This is a genomic window from Pseudomonas sp. Tri1 (genome assembly GCF_017968885.1).
Taxonomy (GTDB): domain Bacteria; phylum Pseudomonadota; class Gammaproteobacteria; order Pseudomonadales; family Pseudomonadaceae; genus Aquipseudomonas.
On the sequence record NZ_CP072913.1, the window covers coordinates 4,347,288 to 4,362,664 of the forward strand.

12 protein-coding genes are annotated in these 15,377 nt (G+C 60.5%); 11 read left to right on the forward strand and 1 reads right to left on the reverse strand.

Translation table 11 applies throughout. The annotated features are described in order from the left end of the window. The first annotated feature begins 66 nt into the window (after positions 1-66). Together J9870_RS18585 and aceA are read left to right on the forward strand one after the other, a co-directional pair. The gene (locus tag J9870_RS18585) at positions 67-828 is read left to right on the forward strand and encodes a secretin N-terminal domain-containing protein (protein ID WP_210639431.1); all 762 of its coding nucleotides are present in this window, start codon (positions 67-69) and stop codon (positions 826-828) included. A gap of 457 nt (positions 829-1,285) precedes the next feature. Further along, the gene (gene aceA, locus J9870_RS18590) at positions 1,286-2,611 is read left to right on the forward strand and encodes an isocitrate lyase (protein ID WP_063320477.1); all 1,326 of its coding nucleotides are present in this window, start codon (positions 1,286-1,288) and stop codon (positions 2,609-2,611) included. A 224-nt stretch (positions 2,612-2,835) separates the two neighbouring features. Here the strand turns inward: aceA and J9870_RS18595 are convergent, their stop codons facing one another. Then, entirely contained in the window at positions 2,836-4,758 is a 1,923-nt protein-coding gene (locus J9870_RS18595) for a methyl-accepting chemotaxis protein (protein ID WP_210639432.1), read from the reverse strand. An 874-nt stretch (positions 4,759-5,632) separates the two neighbouring features. Here J9870_RS18595 and J9870_RS18600 point away from each other — a divergent pair. From J9870_RS18600 to nuoJ, 9 genes are all read left to right on the forward strand, one after another. Then, entirely contained in the window at positions 5,633-6,046 is a 414-nt protein-coding gene (locus tag J9870_RS18600; RefSeq protein WP_030141323.1) for an NADH-quinone oxidoreductase subunit A, read from the forward strand. Positions 6,047-6,056: 10 nt separating this feature from the next. After that, positions 6,057-6,731 (forward strand): NADH-quinone oxidoreductase subunit B, encoded by a 675-nt coding sequence (locus tag J9870_RS18605; RefSeq protein ID WP_003180065.1) that lies wholly within the window; start codon positions 6,057-6,059, stop codon positions 6,729-6,731. Positions 6,732-6,803: 72 nt separating this feature from the next. Next, complete coding sequence (gene nuoC / locus J9870_RS18610; protein WP_210639433.1) at positions 6,804-8,588, forward strand: NADH-quinone oxidoreductase subunit C/D; 1,785 nt, start codon at positions 6,804-6,806, stop codon at positions 8,586-8,588. 2 nt (positions 8,589-8,590) lie between these two features. Continuing rightward, positions 8,591-9,088 carry an NADH-quinone oxidoreductase subunit NuoE gene (gene nuoE, locus J9870_RS18615; protein WP_053123206.1) on the forward strand — a complete coding sequence of 166 codons (498 nt, stop codon included), beginning with the start codon at positions 8,591-8,593 and terminating at the stop codon, positions 9,086-9,088. Then, positions 9,085-10,443 carry an NADH-quinone oxidoreductase subunit NuoF gene (nuoF, locus tag J9870_RS18620; RefSeq protein WP_123341687.1) on the forward strand — a complete coding sequence of 453 codons (1,359 nt, stop codon included), beginning with the start codon at positions 9,085-9,087 and terminating at the stop codon, positions 10,441-10,443. The genes nuoE and nuoF overlap by 4 nt, the downstream gene beginning before the upstream one ends. Before the next feature lie 141 nt (positions 10,444-10,584). After that, positions 10,585-13,299: an NADH-quinone oxidoreductase subunit NuoG gene (nuoG, locus tag J9870_RS18625; RefSeq protein ID WP_210639434.1), complete on the forward strand. Its 2,715-nt coding sequence runs from the start codon at positions 10,585-10,587 to the stop codon at positions 13,297-13,299. Next, a complete protein-coding gene (gene nuoH, locus J9870_RS18630; RefSeq protein WP_025212983.1) occupies positions 13,296-14,303 on the forward strand; it encodes an NADH-quinone oxidoreductase subunit NuoH in 1,008 nt (335 codons plus the stop codon). The genes nuoG and nuoH overlap by 4 nt, the downstream gene beginning before the upstream one ends. 11 nt (positions 14,304-14,314) lie before the next feature. Next, positions 14,315-14,863, forward strand: coding sequence for an NADH-quinone oxidoreductase subunit NuoI (gene nuoI, locus J9870_RS18635; RefSeq protein ID WP_003180051.1), 549 nt, complete (start codon positions 14,315-14,317; stop codon positions 14,861-14,863). 9 nt (positions 14,864-14,872) lie between these two features. Further along, entirely contained in the window at positions 14,873-15,373 is a 501-nt protein-coding gene (nuoJ, locus tag J9870_RS18640; protein WP_210639435.1) for an NADH-quinone oxidoreductase subunit J, read from the forward strand. The last annotated feature ends 4 nt before the right edge of the window (positions 15,374-15,377 follow it).

Here is a 15,377-nt window from a genome sequence, read left to right on the forward strand (position 1 = left end):
TCAACTTGCCCCACCCCAGGCCGACAAACTGGCAATATCAAGCCTTTGTCTCGCGGAGAAATGGACATGTCCCTACGCACCCTGCTCACCACCCTGCTGCTCGGCTGCAGCCTGTCGGTCATGGCGGACACGCAAATCGTGCCGCTGAATTACCGCACCAGCGCCGACCTGTTGCCGGTGGCGCAGAATTTCATTGGCAAGGATGGTCAGGTCAGCGCCTACGGCAATCAACTGATCGTCAATGCCGAGCCGGGCAAGATCGAAGAGCTCCGGCAATTGCTCGCCCAATTGGATACCGCTCCCAAGCGCCTGCTGATTACAGTCGATACCAATGAAAACAACCTGCAGGGCGACCAGGGCTACTCGATCAATGGCGCCGCCCCCAGCCAGACCCGCATCATCAACCGCAGCACCGCCAGCCGTGAAGGCGGCGTGCAGCAGATACAAGCCAGCGAAGGCCAACCGGCGTTGATCCAGGTAGGCCAGAGCGTGCCGTTCACCAGCACCCAGAGCGACAACTACGGGCGCATGCAAAGCCAGACCGAATACCGCAACGTCACCCAGGGTTTTTATGTCACGGCCAGCGTCACCGGCGAGACCGTTCATCTGAGTATCAGCACCAACCGTGACCGCATGAGCCAGGAACGTCCCGATGTAGTGAACGTTCAGAGCACCGACACAACTGTCAGCGGACGTCTGGGAGAATGGATCACTCTGGCTGGGGTCAATCGCCAGAATCAGGCAGACAAACAGGGCCTGACCCGCAGCTACTCGACCCAGGGCCGCGATGACATGATTTTGCGGGTCAAGGTCGACACCCTGAACTGAAGCACCAAAAACTGACTGATGAGTCGTATTAGACCAAAGATGTAGTGCCATAAAAAAAGCACTACAAAACGTTTGACGAGCCCAAAAACCGAAGGCATGATGGCCTCGCTCCCGCTAATCAGGGGCCCTGGCAAGGGCCTTCGGGTCGACGCTTGCAACTACCCTGCGAGCCGATTCGTGTCTGTACCGCCCACAAGGTGTGTTTGACGAGGTTGCGACTGGAACGAAGTTGTCCCGAGGGACGGAAGCGTAACTAGGTAACCCGGCATCACTCTGAGTTCGTATAAAGGCCCACGACGCCCGAATGCGCCCGCAGTTCGCCTCTACCTGCTCACTTTCCCCTCGAGCCCATCGTTCATCCCGTCGCCTCCCCGCCTGAACCGACTTGACCGTCCAACCCCTGGTCGGCAGGAGCAGGAATTTTCCACCCCAGACCTATGCGACGAGGTTTATCTCCATGGCACTGACACGCGAACAGCAAATTGCAGCCCTTGAAAAAGACTGGGCTGAAAACCCGCGCTGGAAAGGCGTGAAGCGCAATTATTCCGCTGCTGACGTCGTCCGCCTGCGTGGCTCGGTTCAACCTGAGCACACCCTTGCGAAAATGGGCGCCGAGAAGCTGTGGAACCTGGTTACCCAGGGCGCCAAGCCAGCCTTCCGTCCCGAGAAAGATTTCGTCAACTGCATGGGCGCCCTGACCGGCGGCCAGGCTGTGCAGCAAGTCAAGGCCGGTATCCAGGCGATCTACCTGTCGGGCTGGCAAGTGGCTGCGGACAACAACTCCGCCGAGTCCATGTACCCCGACCAGTCGCTGTACCCGGTGGACTCGGTTCCAACCGTGGTCAAGCGCATCAACAACTCGTTCCGTCGCGCTGACCAGATCCAGTGGAAAGCCGGCAAGAACCCGGGCGACGAGGGCTACATCGACTACTTCGCGCCAATCGTGGCTGACGCTGAAGCCGGTTTCGGTGGCGTGCTGAACGCCTATGAGCTGATGAAGAGCATGATCGAAGCAGGCGCCGCCGGCGTTCACTTCGAAGACCAACTGGCTTCGGTGAAGAAATGCGGCCACATGGGCGGCAAAGTACTGGTACCGACCCAGGAAGCCGTGCAGAAGCTGACCGCTGCTCGCCTGGCTGCTGACGTTGCCGGTGTACCGACCATCATCCTGGCCCGCACCGACGCCAACGCTGCTGACCTGCTGACCTCCGACTGCGACCCGTACGACCAGCCGTTCGTGACCGGCACCCGCACCCAGGAAGGTTTCTACAAAGTGCGCGCCGGCCTCGACCAGGCCATCGCCCGCGGCCTGGCCTACGCGCCGTACGCCGACCTGATCTGGTGCGAAACCGCCAAGCCGGACCTGGACGAAGCCCGCCGCTTCGCTGAAGCGATCAAAAAGGAATACCCGGACCAGATCCTGTCGTACAACTGCTCGCCTTCCTTCAACTGGAAGAAAAACCTGGACGACGCGACCATCGCCAAGTTCCAGCGCGAACTGTCTGCCATGGGCTACAAGCACCAGTTCATCACCCTGGCCGGCATCCACAACATGTGGCACAGCATGTTCAACCTGGCGCACGACTACGCCCGCAACGACATGACCGCCTACGTGAAACTGCAAGAGCAAGAGTTCGCTGACGCCGCCAAAGGCTACACCTTCGTGGCGCACCAGCAGGAAGTGGGCACCGGCTACTTCGACGACATGACCACCGTGATCCAGGGCGGGACTTCGTCGGTGACCGCACTGACCGGCTCCACCGAAGAAGAACAGTTCCACTGATTCACACGCTTGCCTCGAGTAAGCGGCCCTTGCGGACCGGATAAAAACTAACCGCAAAGCCGACGATCTGACGCCCCGACTGGTTCGGGGCTTTTTTTTGCCGGTTTTCCCCAGCGTTCATCAACTGCTGATCGTCAAGGCCTTGCGGGGTTTGGGTAGGGGTGGGACCGGAACGACCAGTGCTGCATCGCCAGTTGGAGCACGGCTGCCAGAATGCCCCTTTTTTACACCTTGAAGTGACTGACCAACTGCTGCAACTGGTTACCCAGGCGCGCCAGTTCGATGCTTGAGGCCGCGGTTTCTTCGCTGGCTGAGGCGGTCTGTTCGGATACATCGCGCACGCTCAGGATACTGCGGCTGATTTCCTCGGCCACCGAGCTTTGTTGCACCGCGGCGGCGGCAATCTGTTGGTTCATGGCTTGAATGCCAGAAACCGCCTGGGTGATGTTGCCCAGGGATGTGCCGGCTTTGGATGCCAACTCCACACTGCTGTCGGTCAGCTCGCGGCTATTTCGCATGATGCTCGATACCTGACGGGTGCCATTCTGCAAGCCCGCTACCAGGCTTTCAATCTCTTCGGTGGAATGCTGGGTACGCTGAGCCAGCCCACGCACTTCGTCGGCGACCACGGCAAAACCGCGCCCGGCGTCACCCGCTCGAGCAGCCTCAATGGCGGCGTTAAGCGCCAGCAAGTTGGTCTGCTCAGCCACCGCCCTGATCACATCCATGATCTTGCCGATACGTCCGCTTTCTTGCTCCAGTTCGTTCATCGCTTCGACTGAACGCCCGACTTCGCCGGCCAAACGCTCGATCTGAACGATGGCTTGCGCGACTACTTGGTCGCCGATACGGGCTTGCGCATCCGCCTCCGATGCGGCTGCGCAAGCTTGTTCAGCATTACGTGCGACTTCATGCACAGTGACCGACATTTCGTGCATGGCGGTCGCCACCTGATCGGTCTCGGTCTTCTGACTATTGACCCCGGCACTGGTCTGCTCGGTGACAGCCGACAGCTCTTCGGCGGCGCTGGCGATTTGGGTGACGCCATCGCGGATGCCACCGATCAGGTCGCGCAAGGTGGCGCCCATGCGCTGAATACCCTGCTGCAAGACACCCAGCTCATCACGACGAGTCACGATCATGTGTTGCGTGAGATCGCCTGCGGCAATGCGATCGACCACAGCCAATGTGTCCTGCAACGGCCGTGTAATCTGGCGGGTGATGATCAAGGCAGCCAAAACCCCCAGCAACATCGCCAAGGCAGTGCAGCTCAGCTGCAGTAGGCGAGCCTGGGCGCTGTCTTCGTCACGGGAGACCAGTTGGCTGGCATACATTTCGTCAGTCAGACGGGTGATGGCTTCACCCAAATCGATGGTGTCCTGCACAGCCTTGCCAATGGCCTGATTACTGGCAGTGAAGTCCTGCACCGAGCGACGGTAAGCAATCAGCGCGGTTTCCAGTTGCTTGAGGGTGTCGGCATAGGTGGGGCCGAAAGCGCTCTTGAGGGTTTCGATGCTCTTGAACGCATTTTCGAGCTGGCGGGTGGCGGCCTGTTCGGTGGTGCTGTTGGGGTTGCCGGTATAGCCACGCACTTCATAACGCACCAGCGCCACGTCCTCTTTGGCCTTGAGGATAAGCTTATAAAGGTCAAAGCGGCGTTCATCCGAGGTGGGCATTGCTTCTACGTCAGTGATGACCTGAGCAATCAGCGCAGCCCCCTTGACCGCATTGACGCCCATTTCCTTGCGCATGGCTGCGTCATTGCGATAAGCCTCGCGCATCGTATTCAGTGCCGCTTGATACTGCGTGCTGGCCTGCTCGATCAGCGCAAGCTTTTTCAGGTTTTCAGGTTTCTTCAGCTCTTTTGAGAGGCTTTTCTGCTGGGCGACAAACTGCTCCAGCGACGCCTGGATCAATGCACCCTTTTGTTCATCGCCCCTGTCCACCTGGTATTGCAAGCGAGCCCTGCGCAGGTGATCAAGACGGTTGCCGAGCTCGGTAATGCTGGTCATTCGATCAGTACGCTCGATCATTTTCCCCAGGCTGAACCAGCCGGTCGCGGCGAGAATAGCGGTCAGAAGCAGCACAACAGCAAAGCCCAAAGCCAGCTTGAGCATAACGCTCATATTCGCGATCCGAGAGTTCATGACATTCCTTTGGTATCAGCCGCGAACGATGGAAACTGACGCGACTATCTAAGAAGGGGGTCGAAAATCCAACCAACATTGATATAGATGATTAGATGAATGAAGCACAAAGATAGCTATTTGATATCACTCCTTCAAGACCTTACGCCAGACCTCGCGCCGATTTCTGCGCGCAAAACGGAGTCGCTTGACGTGCACATCCCCCTGACCGCAGGTTCTGCGCGGGATCAACTGAGCGACATTGATCTGACGCAGCCGATTTTTTCATCCGTTTTTTTTGAAGCGACCTACGCTGTAAGAGCAAGCCTGCATCTGTGGGAGTCAGGCTTGCCCGCGATGAGCGATTGCGCAGTCTGCCTCGGGACAGCGTTGCCGGGATCGCGAGCAAGCATGGCTCCCACAGGGGCAGTCCCCATGCAGATCCGACTTTCACCGACCCCCTCTCCGAGAAAACTTCGCTGCATCGGGTAGAAAAAATTGATCGAACGCAGTATTGGGCAGTCAGAAAAGGAGTAAAACGTCCGACGCTGACAATTGCAGTAGCGGCGATGTAAGACAGCCCCTCGGGCAAGACACTAAGAGCGTCGCAGAAAGACCGCCACAGATAATAATAATTATCATTTGGAAGCCATTGTCATTGTTACATTCCGCACGAAATATTATTGATGAATAGCCGGCCAACGCCCACGGGGCCGGGGCCGCACGGTCCTGGGGGTGCGCTATGTCCTTATTCCAATAAATAATTTCGCTATAGGAATTTTACTTGCCCGGTGTTTAGCCATAAAATCACCGCGATTGATTGCTGCGACATATCGTCACTGCGTTATTTCTATTCAAGCTCAGAGACCTTTGCTCTCTGTTAAGGATTTCCAGCATGCCCGAAGCGACAGGACTCATGGCCCACAACTGGGGCTTTGCCATTTTCCTTCTGGGTGTCGTCGGCCTGTGTGCCTTCATGCTCGGCGTGTCGAGCCTGCTCGGGTCAAAAGCCTGGGGCCGCAGCAAAAATGAACCGTTCGAGTCCGGCATGCTACCTACCGGTGGCGCCCGCTTGCGGCTCTCAGCCAAATTCTATCTGGTCGCGATGCTGTTCGTGATCTTCGATATCGAAGCCCTCTTTCTCTTTGCATGGTCTGTGTCCGTCCGCGAAAGCGGCTGGACCGGATTCGTCGAAGCTCTCGTTTTCATAGCAATTCTGTTGGCAGGTCTTGTCTACCTTTACCGGGTGGGGGCACTTGATTGGGCTCCGGAAGCTCGGCGCAAGCGGCAAGCGAAGCTGAAACAATGAGGCTTTGGCAATGCAATACAATCTCACCAGGATCGACCCCGATGCTCCTAACGAGCAGTATCCGATTGGCGAGCGGGAAACCGTCGCTGATCCGTTAGAAGATCAAGTCCACAAAAACATCTTCATGGGCAAGCTCGAAGACGTGCTGAACAGTACGGTCAACTGGGGTCGCAAGAACTCCCTGTGGCCGTACAACTTCGGTCTTTCGTGCTGCTACGTGGAAATGACCACCGCCTTCACGGCGCCCCACGACATCGCGCGCTTTGGCGCCGAGGTGATCCGGGCATCGCCACGCCAGGCGGATTTCATGGTTATCGCCGGAACCTGCTTCATCAAGATGGCGCCGATCATCCAGCGTCTCTACGAGCAAATGCTCGAACCGAAGTGGGTTATCTCCATGGGTTCGTGCGCCAACTCCGGTGGCATGTACGACATCTACTCCGTCGTTCAAGGGGTGGACAAGTTCCTGCCCGTGGACGTCTACGTGCCTGGCTGCCCCCCTCGCCCTGAAGCTTTCCTGCAAGGCTTGATGCTGTTGCAGGAGTCGATTGGCCAGGAGCGTCGCCCGCTGTCCTGGGTCGTTGGTGATCAAGGCGTCTATCGCGCCGAGATGCCATCGCAAAAGGAACAGCGCCGCGAACAGCGTATCGCAGTCACCAACCTGCGCAGCCCCGACGAAGTCTGATCCAGCTCTGCTCTGCATAAGAAACGAGAACCTGGCTTCATTCTTTACGTTGACCGAAAGCGATAAATAACCATGACTACAGGCAGTGCTCTGTACATCCCGCCTTACAAGGCAGACGACCAGGATGTGGTCGTCGAACTGAACAACCGTTTTGGCCCCGAGGCGTTCACCGCCCAGCCGACCCGTACCGGCATGCCGGTGCTTTGGGTTGCCCGCGCCAAACTCGTCGAAGTCCTGACCTTCCTGCGCAACCTGCCCAAGCCGTACGTCATGCTCTATGACCTGCACGGCGTGGACGAGCGTCTGCGCACCAAGCGTCAAGGGCTGCCCGACGGTGTCGATTTCACCGTGTTCTATCACCTGCTGTCGATCGAACGTAATAGTGACGTCATGATCAAGGTCGCCTTGTCCGAGAGCGACCTCAGCGTGCCCACCGTGACCGGTATCTGGCCGAACGCCAACTGGTACGAACGCGAAGTGTGGGACATGTTCGGGATCGACTTCCCCGGCCACCCGCACCTGACGCGCATCATGATGCCGCCGACCTGGGAAGGTCACCCGCTGCGCAAGGACTTCCCGGCCCGCGCCACCGAATTCGATCCGTTCAGCCTGTCCCTGGCCAAGCAACAGCTCGAGGAAGAAGCCGCGCGCTTCAAGCCCGAAGACTGGGGCATGAAGCGCTCCGGGGCGAACGAGGACTACATGTTCCTCAACCTCGGCCCGAACCACCCTTCGGCCCACGGTGCCTTCCGCATCATCCTGCAGTTGGACGGTGAAGAAATCGTCGATTGCGTCCCGGACATCGGTTACCACCACCGTGGCGCCGAGAAGATGGGCGAGCGCCAGTCCTGGCACAGCTACATTCCCTACACTGACCGCATCGATTACCTCGGTGGGGTGATGAACAACCTGCCGTACGTGCTTTCGGTCGAGAAACTGGCCGGGATCAAGGTGCCGGAGAAGGTCGATGTCATCCGCATCATGATGGCCGAGTTCTTCCGGATCACCAGCCACCTGCTGTTCCTGGGTACCTACATCCAGGACGTTGGCGCAATGACCCCGGTGTTCTTCACCTTCACCGACCGCCAGAAGGCCTACACGGTGATCGAAGCCATCACCGGTTTCCGCCTGCACCCGGCCTGGTACCGCATTGGTGGTGTTGCCCACGACCTGCCGCGGGGCTGGGAGAAGCTGGTCAAGGACTTCGTCGAGTGGATGCCCAAGCGCCTGGACGAATACACCAAGGCCGCCCTGCAGAACAGCATCCTCAAGGGTCGTACCATCGGGGTCGCCGCCTATAACACCAAAGAGGCCCTGGAATGGGGCGTCACCGGTGCCGGCCTGCGCTCCACCGGTTGCGACTTCGACCTGCGCAAGGCGCGTCCTTACTCCGGCTATGAAAACTTCGAATTCGAAGTCCCGCTGGCCGCCAACGGTGACGCCTACGACCGCTGCATGGTTCGCGTCGAGGAAATGCGCCAGAGCATCAAGATCATCGACCAGTGCATGCGCAACATGCCGGAAGGCCCGTACAAGGCGGATCACCCGCTGACCACGCCGCCGCCCAAAGAGCGCACGCTGCAACACATCGAGACCCTGATCACGCACTTCCTGCAGGTTTCGTGGGGCCCGGTCATGCCGGCCAACGAATCCTTCCAGATGATCGAAGCGACCAAGGGCATCAACAGTTATTACCTGACGAGCGACGGCGGCACCATGAGCTACCGCACCCGGATTCGCACCCCAAGCTACCCGCACCTGCAGCAGATCCCTTCAGTGATCAAAGGCAGCATGGTCGCGGACTTGATCGCGTACCTGGGTAGTATCGATTTCGTTATGGCCGACGTGGACCGCTAAGCATGAACAGCACGCTTATCCAGACAGACCGTTTCGCCCTCAGCGAAACCGAGCGCTCGGCCATCGAGCACGAGCTGCATCACTACGAAGACCCGCGCGCGGCGTCGATCGAAGCCCTGAAAATCGTCCAGAAGGAACGTGGCTGGGTACCCGATGGCGCGCTCTACGCCATTGGCGAGATCCTCGGCATTCCGGCCAGCGACGTCGAAGGCGTGGCCACTTTCTATAGCCAGATCTTCCGCCAGCCAGTGGGCCGTCACATCATTCGCGTCTGCGACAGCATGGTCTGCTACATCGGCGGCCACGAGTCCGTGGTCGGCGAGCTCCAGAGCAAGCTGGGCATCGGCCTGGGCCAAACCACCGCCGACGGTCGCTTCACCCTGCTGCCGGTGTGCTGCCTGGGCAACTGCGACAAGGCACCGGCGCTGATGATCGACGACGACACCTTCGGTGACGTCCAGCCTGACGGCGTCGCCAAACTGCTGGAGGGCTACGTATGACCCTGACTTCCTTCGGGCCCGCCAACCGCATCCAGCGCTCGGCCGAAACCCATCCCCTGACCTGGCGTCTGCGTGACGACGGCGAAGCGGTGTGGCTTGACGAGTACCAGGCCAAGAACGGCTACGCTGCTGCGCGCAAGGCATTCACCGACATGGCCCAGGACGATATCGTCCAGACCGTGAAAGACTCCGGCCTCAAGGGCCGTGGCGGCGCAGGCTTCCCCACTGGCGTGAAGTGGGGCCTGATGCCAAAGGACGAATCCATCAACATCCGCTACCTGCTGTGCAACGCGGATGAAATGGAGCCCAACACCTGGAAAGACCGCATGCTGATGGAGCAACTGCCCCATCTGCTGATCGAAGGCATGCTGATCAGCGCCCGTGCGCTGAAGACCTACCGCGGCTATATCTTCCTGCGCGGCGAATACACTACCGCCGCCAAGCACCTGAACCGTGCCGTGGAAGAAGCCAAGGCCGCAGGGCTGTTGGGCAAGAACATCCTGGGCTCAGGTTTTGATTTCGAGCTGTTCGTCCACACCGGCGCCGGGCGCTATATCTGTGGTGAAGAAACCGCGCTGATCAACTCCCTGGAAGGCCGCCGCGCCAACCCACGCTCCAAGCCGCCCTTCCCTGCCGCCGTCGGCGTGTGGGGCAAGCCGACCTGCGTGAACAACGTCGAGACCCTGTGCAACGTGCCAGCGATCATCGCCGACGGCGTGGACTGGTACAAATCCCTGGCCCGTGACGGCAGCGAAGACATGGGCACCAAGCTCATGGGCTTCTCCGGCAAGGTCAAGAACCCTGGTTTGTGGGAACTGCCATTCGGCATCACCGGTCGCGAGTTGTTCGAGGACTACGCCGGCGGCATGCGCGACGGCTACAAGCTCAAGTGCTGGCAGCCCGGCGGCGCCGGCACCGGTTTCCTGTTGCCGGAACACCTGGACGCACAAATGTATGCCGGCGGCATCGCCAAGGTCGGCACCCGGATGGGTACCGGCCTGGCCATGGCGGTGGACGACAGCGTCAACATGGTGTCCCTGCTGCGCAACATGGAAGAGTTCTTCTCCCGTGAGTCGTGTGGTTTCTGCACCCCTTGCCGCGATGGCCTGCCCTGGAGCGTCAAGCTGCTGCGCGCCATTGAAAACGGCGAAGGCCAGGCCGGCGACATCGAGACCCTGCTGGGTCTGGTAGGTTTCCTCGGCCCAGGCAAGACCTTCTGTGCTCACGCACCGGGTGCCGTGGAGCCGTTGGGCAGCGCGATCAAATACTTCCGCCCTGAATTCGAGGCCGGCATCGCGCCAACGCGCGCCGGGGATCTCAATCAGGTGGTCACGCCGACCATGGTCGGCGCGTAACGACGCTTTAAAAGGCGAAGGGTCCGTGCCCTTCGCCTTTCGTCCGATGACGCCTTTTACCCAGGCTGTTTGGATTCGGACGAATAACAAGATTCCATTAGCCACGCCCGCTGACACCGGGCCAACGAAGAACTTTGAACCATGGCCACTATCCACGTAGACGGCAAAGAGCTCGAAGTCGATGGCGCAGACAACCTGTTACAGGCATGTCTGTCCCTGGGCCTCGACATCCCTTATTTCTGCTGGCACCCCGCCCTTGGCAGCGTTGGCGCCTGTCGCCAGTGTGCGGTCAAGCAGTACACCGACGAGAACGACAAGCGTGGTCGGATCGTCATGTCCTGCATGACCCCCGCCACCGACGGCAGCTGGATCTCCATCGACGACGAAGAAGCGAAAGTGTTTCGCGCCAGCGTCGTCGAATGGCTGATGACCAACCACCCTCACGACTGCCCGGTCTGTGAGGAAGGCGGTCACTGCCACCTGCAAGACATGACGGTGATGACCGGCCACAACGAGCGCCGTTATCGCTTCACCAAGCGCACCCACCAGAACCAGGACCTCGGCCCGTTCATCTCCCACGAGATGAACCGCTGCATCGCCTGCTACCGCTGCGTGCGCTTCTACAAGGACTACGCCGGCGGTACCGACCTGGGCGTGTTCGGTGCCCACGACAACGTGTACTTCGGTCGCGTTGAAGACGGCACCCTGGAAAGCGAATTCTCCGGCAACCTCACCGAGGTCTGCCCGACCGGTGTGTTCACCGACAAGACCCACTCCGAGCGCTACAACCGCAAGTGGGACATGCAATTCTCGCCGAGCATCTGCCATGGCTGCTCCAGCGGTTGCAACATTTCTCCGGGCGAACGCTACGGCGAACTGCGTCGCATCGAAAACCGCTTCAACGGTTCGGTGAACCAGTACTTCCTGTGTGACCGTGGCCGTTTCGGCTACGGCTACGTCAACCGCAAGGATCGTCCACGCCAGCCATTGCTGGCCAACGGCGCCAAGCTGGGCCTGGACGAAGCGCTGGACAAGGCCGCCGAGCTGCTGCGCGGTCGCAACATCGTCGGCATCGGTTCGCCACGGGCCAGCCTGGAAAGCAACTACGCGCTGCGTGAACTGGTCGGTGCCGAGCACTTCTACAGTGGCATCGAAGCCGGTGAGCTGGAACGCATCCGCCTGGTGCTGCAAGTGCTCAAGGACAGCCCGCTGCCGGTGCCGACGATGCGCGACATCGAAGACCACGACGCGGTGTTCGTCCTTGGCGAAGACCTGACCCAGACCGCCGCCCGCATGGCCCTGGCCCTGCGCCAGTCGGTCAAGGGCAAGGCCGAGGACATGGCCGACGCCATGCGCGTGCAGCCATGGCTCGACGCCGCCGTGAAGAACATCGGCCAGCACGCGCTGAACCCACTGTTCATCGCCAGCCTCGCCGAAACCAAGCTCGACGACGTGGCCGAAGAATGCGTCCACGCCGCCCCTGATGACCTGGCGCGCATCGGTTTTGCCGTGGCCCATGCCCTGGACGCCAGCGCCCCGGCCGTCGACGGTCTGGACAGCGAAGCGGCTGCCCTGGCCCAACGCATCGCCGATGCCCTGCTGGCAGCCAAGCGCCCACTGATCATCGCCGGCACCTCGCTGGGTTCCAAGGCGCTGATCGAAGCCGCCGCCAACATCGCCAAGGCCTTGAAGCTGCAGGAGAAGAACGGTTCCATCAGCCTGATCGTGCCGGAAGCCAACAGCCTCGGCCTGGCCATGCTCGGTGGCGAATCGGTGGACACAGCGCTGCAAGCGGTGATCGACGGTAGCGCCGACGCCATCGTAGTGCTGGAAAACGACCTGTACACCCGCACCGACAAGGCCCTGGTGGACGCCGCCCTGAACGCCACGAAAGTGCTGATCGTCGCCGACCACCAGAAAACCGCCACCACCGACCGCGCCCATCTGGTGCTGCCGGCGGCGAGCTTCGCCGAAGGCGACGGTACGCTGGTCAGCCAGGAAGGCCGCGCCCAGCGCTTCTTCCAGGTGTTCGACCCGCAATACCTGGACGCCAGCATCCTGGTTCATGAAGGCTGGCGCTGGCTGCATGCCCTGCGCTCGACCCTGCTGAACCAACCGGTGGACTGGACGCAACTGGACCACGCCACCGCTGCCTGCGCCGAAAGCAACCCGCAACTGGCCCGTATCGTCGATGCCGCACCGTCGGCCTCGTTCCGCATCAAAGGCCTGAAGCTGGCGCGCGAACCGCTGCGCTATAGCGGTCGCACCGCCATGCGCGCGAACATCAGCGTCCATGAACCGCGTACCTCCCAGGACACGGACACTGCGTTCTCGTTCTCCATGGAAGGTTATTCGGGTTCGACCGAACCGCGTTCCCAGGTGCCTTTCGCCTGGTCGCCGGGCTGGAACTCGCCGCAAGCCTGGAACAAGTTCCAGGACGAAGTCGGCGGTCACCTGCGTGCCGGTGACCCGGGCACCCGCCTGATCGAAAGCCAGGGCGATGGCCTGGGCTGGTTCGCCAGCGTACCGCGCGCCTTCAACCCGGCACCGGGCACCTGGCAGGTCGTACCGTTCCATCACCTGTTCGGCAGCGAAGAGAACTCTTCCAAAGCCGCGCCGGTGCAGGAACGCATCCCGGCCGCCTACGTGGCGCTGGCCAAGTCCGAGGCCGATCGCCTGGGTGTCAACGATGGCGCGCTGCTGAGCCTGAACGTGGCTGGCCAGACCCTGCGTCTGCCGCTGCGCATCAATGAAGAGCTGGGCGCCGGCCTGGTAGCCCTGCCGGCTGGCCTGGCGGGTATCCCACCGGCGATATTCGGCAAAACCGTCGACGGTCTGCAGGAGGCAGCGCAATGAGCTGGTTCACCCCTGAAGTGATCGCTGTGATCCTGACGGTCCTCAAGGCCATCGTGATCCTGCTGGCCGTGGTGGTCTGCGGCGCGCTGCTGAGCTTCGTCGAACGTCGCCTGCTGGGCTGGTGGCAGGACCGCTACGGTCCGAACCGCGTCGGCCCGTTCGGCATGTTCCAGATCGCCGCCGACATGATCAAGATGTTCTTCAAGGAAGACTGGACACCGCCGTTTGCCGACAAGGTGATCTTCACCCTGGCACCGGTCGTGGCCATGAGCGCCTTGCTGATCGCCTTCGCGATCATCCCGATCACCCCGACCTGGGGCGTGGCGGACCTGAACATCGGCCTGCTGTTCTTCTTCGCCATGGCCGGCCTGTCAGTGTATGCGGTGCTGTTCGCCGGTTGGTCGAGCAACAACAAGTTCGCCCTGCTGGGCAGCCTGCGGGCCTCGGCCCAGACCGTGTCCTACGAAGTGTTCATGGGCCTGGCGCTCATGGGCATCGTGATCCAGGCCGGCTCGTTCAACATGCGCGACATCGTCGAGTACCAGGCCCAGAACCTGTGGTTCATCATTCCGCAGTTCTTCGGCTTCTGTACCTTCTTCATTGCTGGCGTGGCCGTGACTCACCGTCACCCCTTCGACCAGCCGGAAGCGGAACAGGAACTGGCCGATGGTTACCACATTGAATATGCCGGCATGAAATGGGGCATGTTCTTCGTTGGCGAGTACATCGGCATCATCCTGATCTCGGCACTGCTGGTGACGTTGTTCTTCGGTGGCTGGCACGGTCCGTTCGGCATCCTGCCACAACTGTCCTTCGTCTGGTTCGCCCTGAAGACCGCGTTCTTCATCATGCTGTTCGTCCTGCTGCGCGCCTCGATCCCGCGTCCACGCTACGACCAGGTGATGGACTTCAGCTGGAAATTCTGCCTGCCGCTGACCCTGATCAACATGCTGGTGACCGCTGCGATCGTTTTGATGAACGCGCCTGCGGCCGCGGTTCAGTGAGGATTTGACCCATGTTCAAATATATTGGCGACATCGTTAAGGGTACCGGTACCCAACTGCGAAGCCTGGTCATGATCTTCGGCCATGGCTTTCGCAAGCGCGACACCCTGCAATATCCCGAGGAGCCGGTCTATCTGGCGCCGCGCTATCGCGGCCGCATCGTGCTGACCCGCGACCCCGACGGCGAAGAGCGCTGCGTGGCCTGCAACCTGTGCGCCGTGGCGTGCCCGGTGGGTTGCATCTCGCTGCAGAAAGCTGAAACCGAAGACGGTCGCTGGTACCCGGACTTCTTCCGCATCAACTTCTCGCGCTGCATTTTCTGCGGCCTCTGCGAGGAAGCGTGCCCGACCACCGCGATCCAGCTCACGCCGGATTTCGAAATGGCCGAGTTCAAACGTCAGGACCTGGTGTACGAGAAAGAAGATCTGCTGATTTCCGGTCCCGGTAAAAACCCTGATTACAACTTCTATCGTGTTGCAGGTATGGCCATTGCCGGTAAGCCAAAAGGCGCCGCGCAGAATGAAGCCGAACCGATCAACGTGAAGAGCTTGCTGCCTTAAGGAAGAAAGATGGAATTCGCTTTCTATTTCGCATCGGGTATCGCAGTGGTCTCCACGCTTCGCGTGGTCACCAACACCAACCCTGTGCACGCCCTGCTCTACCTGATCATTTCGCTGATTGCCGTGGCCATGACCTTCTTCAGCCTCGGCGCACCGTTCGCCGGTGCCTTGGAAGTGATCGCCTACGCCGGCGCCATCATGGTGCTGTTCGTGTTCGTGGTGATGATGCTCAACCTCGGCCCGGCCTCGGTCCAGCAGGAACGCTCCTGGCTCAAGCCCGGCATCTGGGCAGGACCGGTGGTTCTCGCCGCCCTGCTGCTGGGTGAACTGCTGTATGTGCTGTTCGCTCACCAGAGCGGCCAGGCCATCGGCCACACCACCGTGGGCGCCAAGGCCGTGGGCATCAGCCTGTTCGGCCCGTACCTGCTGGTGGTCGAACTCGCCTCGATGCTGCTGCTTGCCGCAGCCATCACGGCGTTCCATTTGGGCCGTAACGAGGCGAAGGAGTAATTAC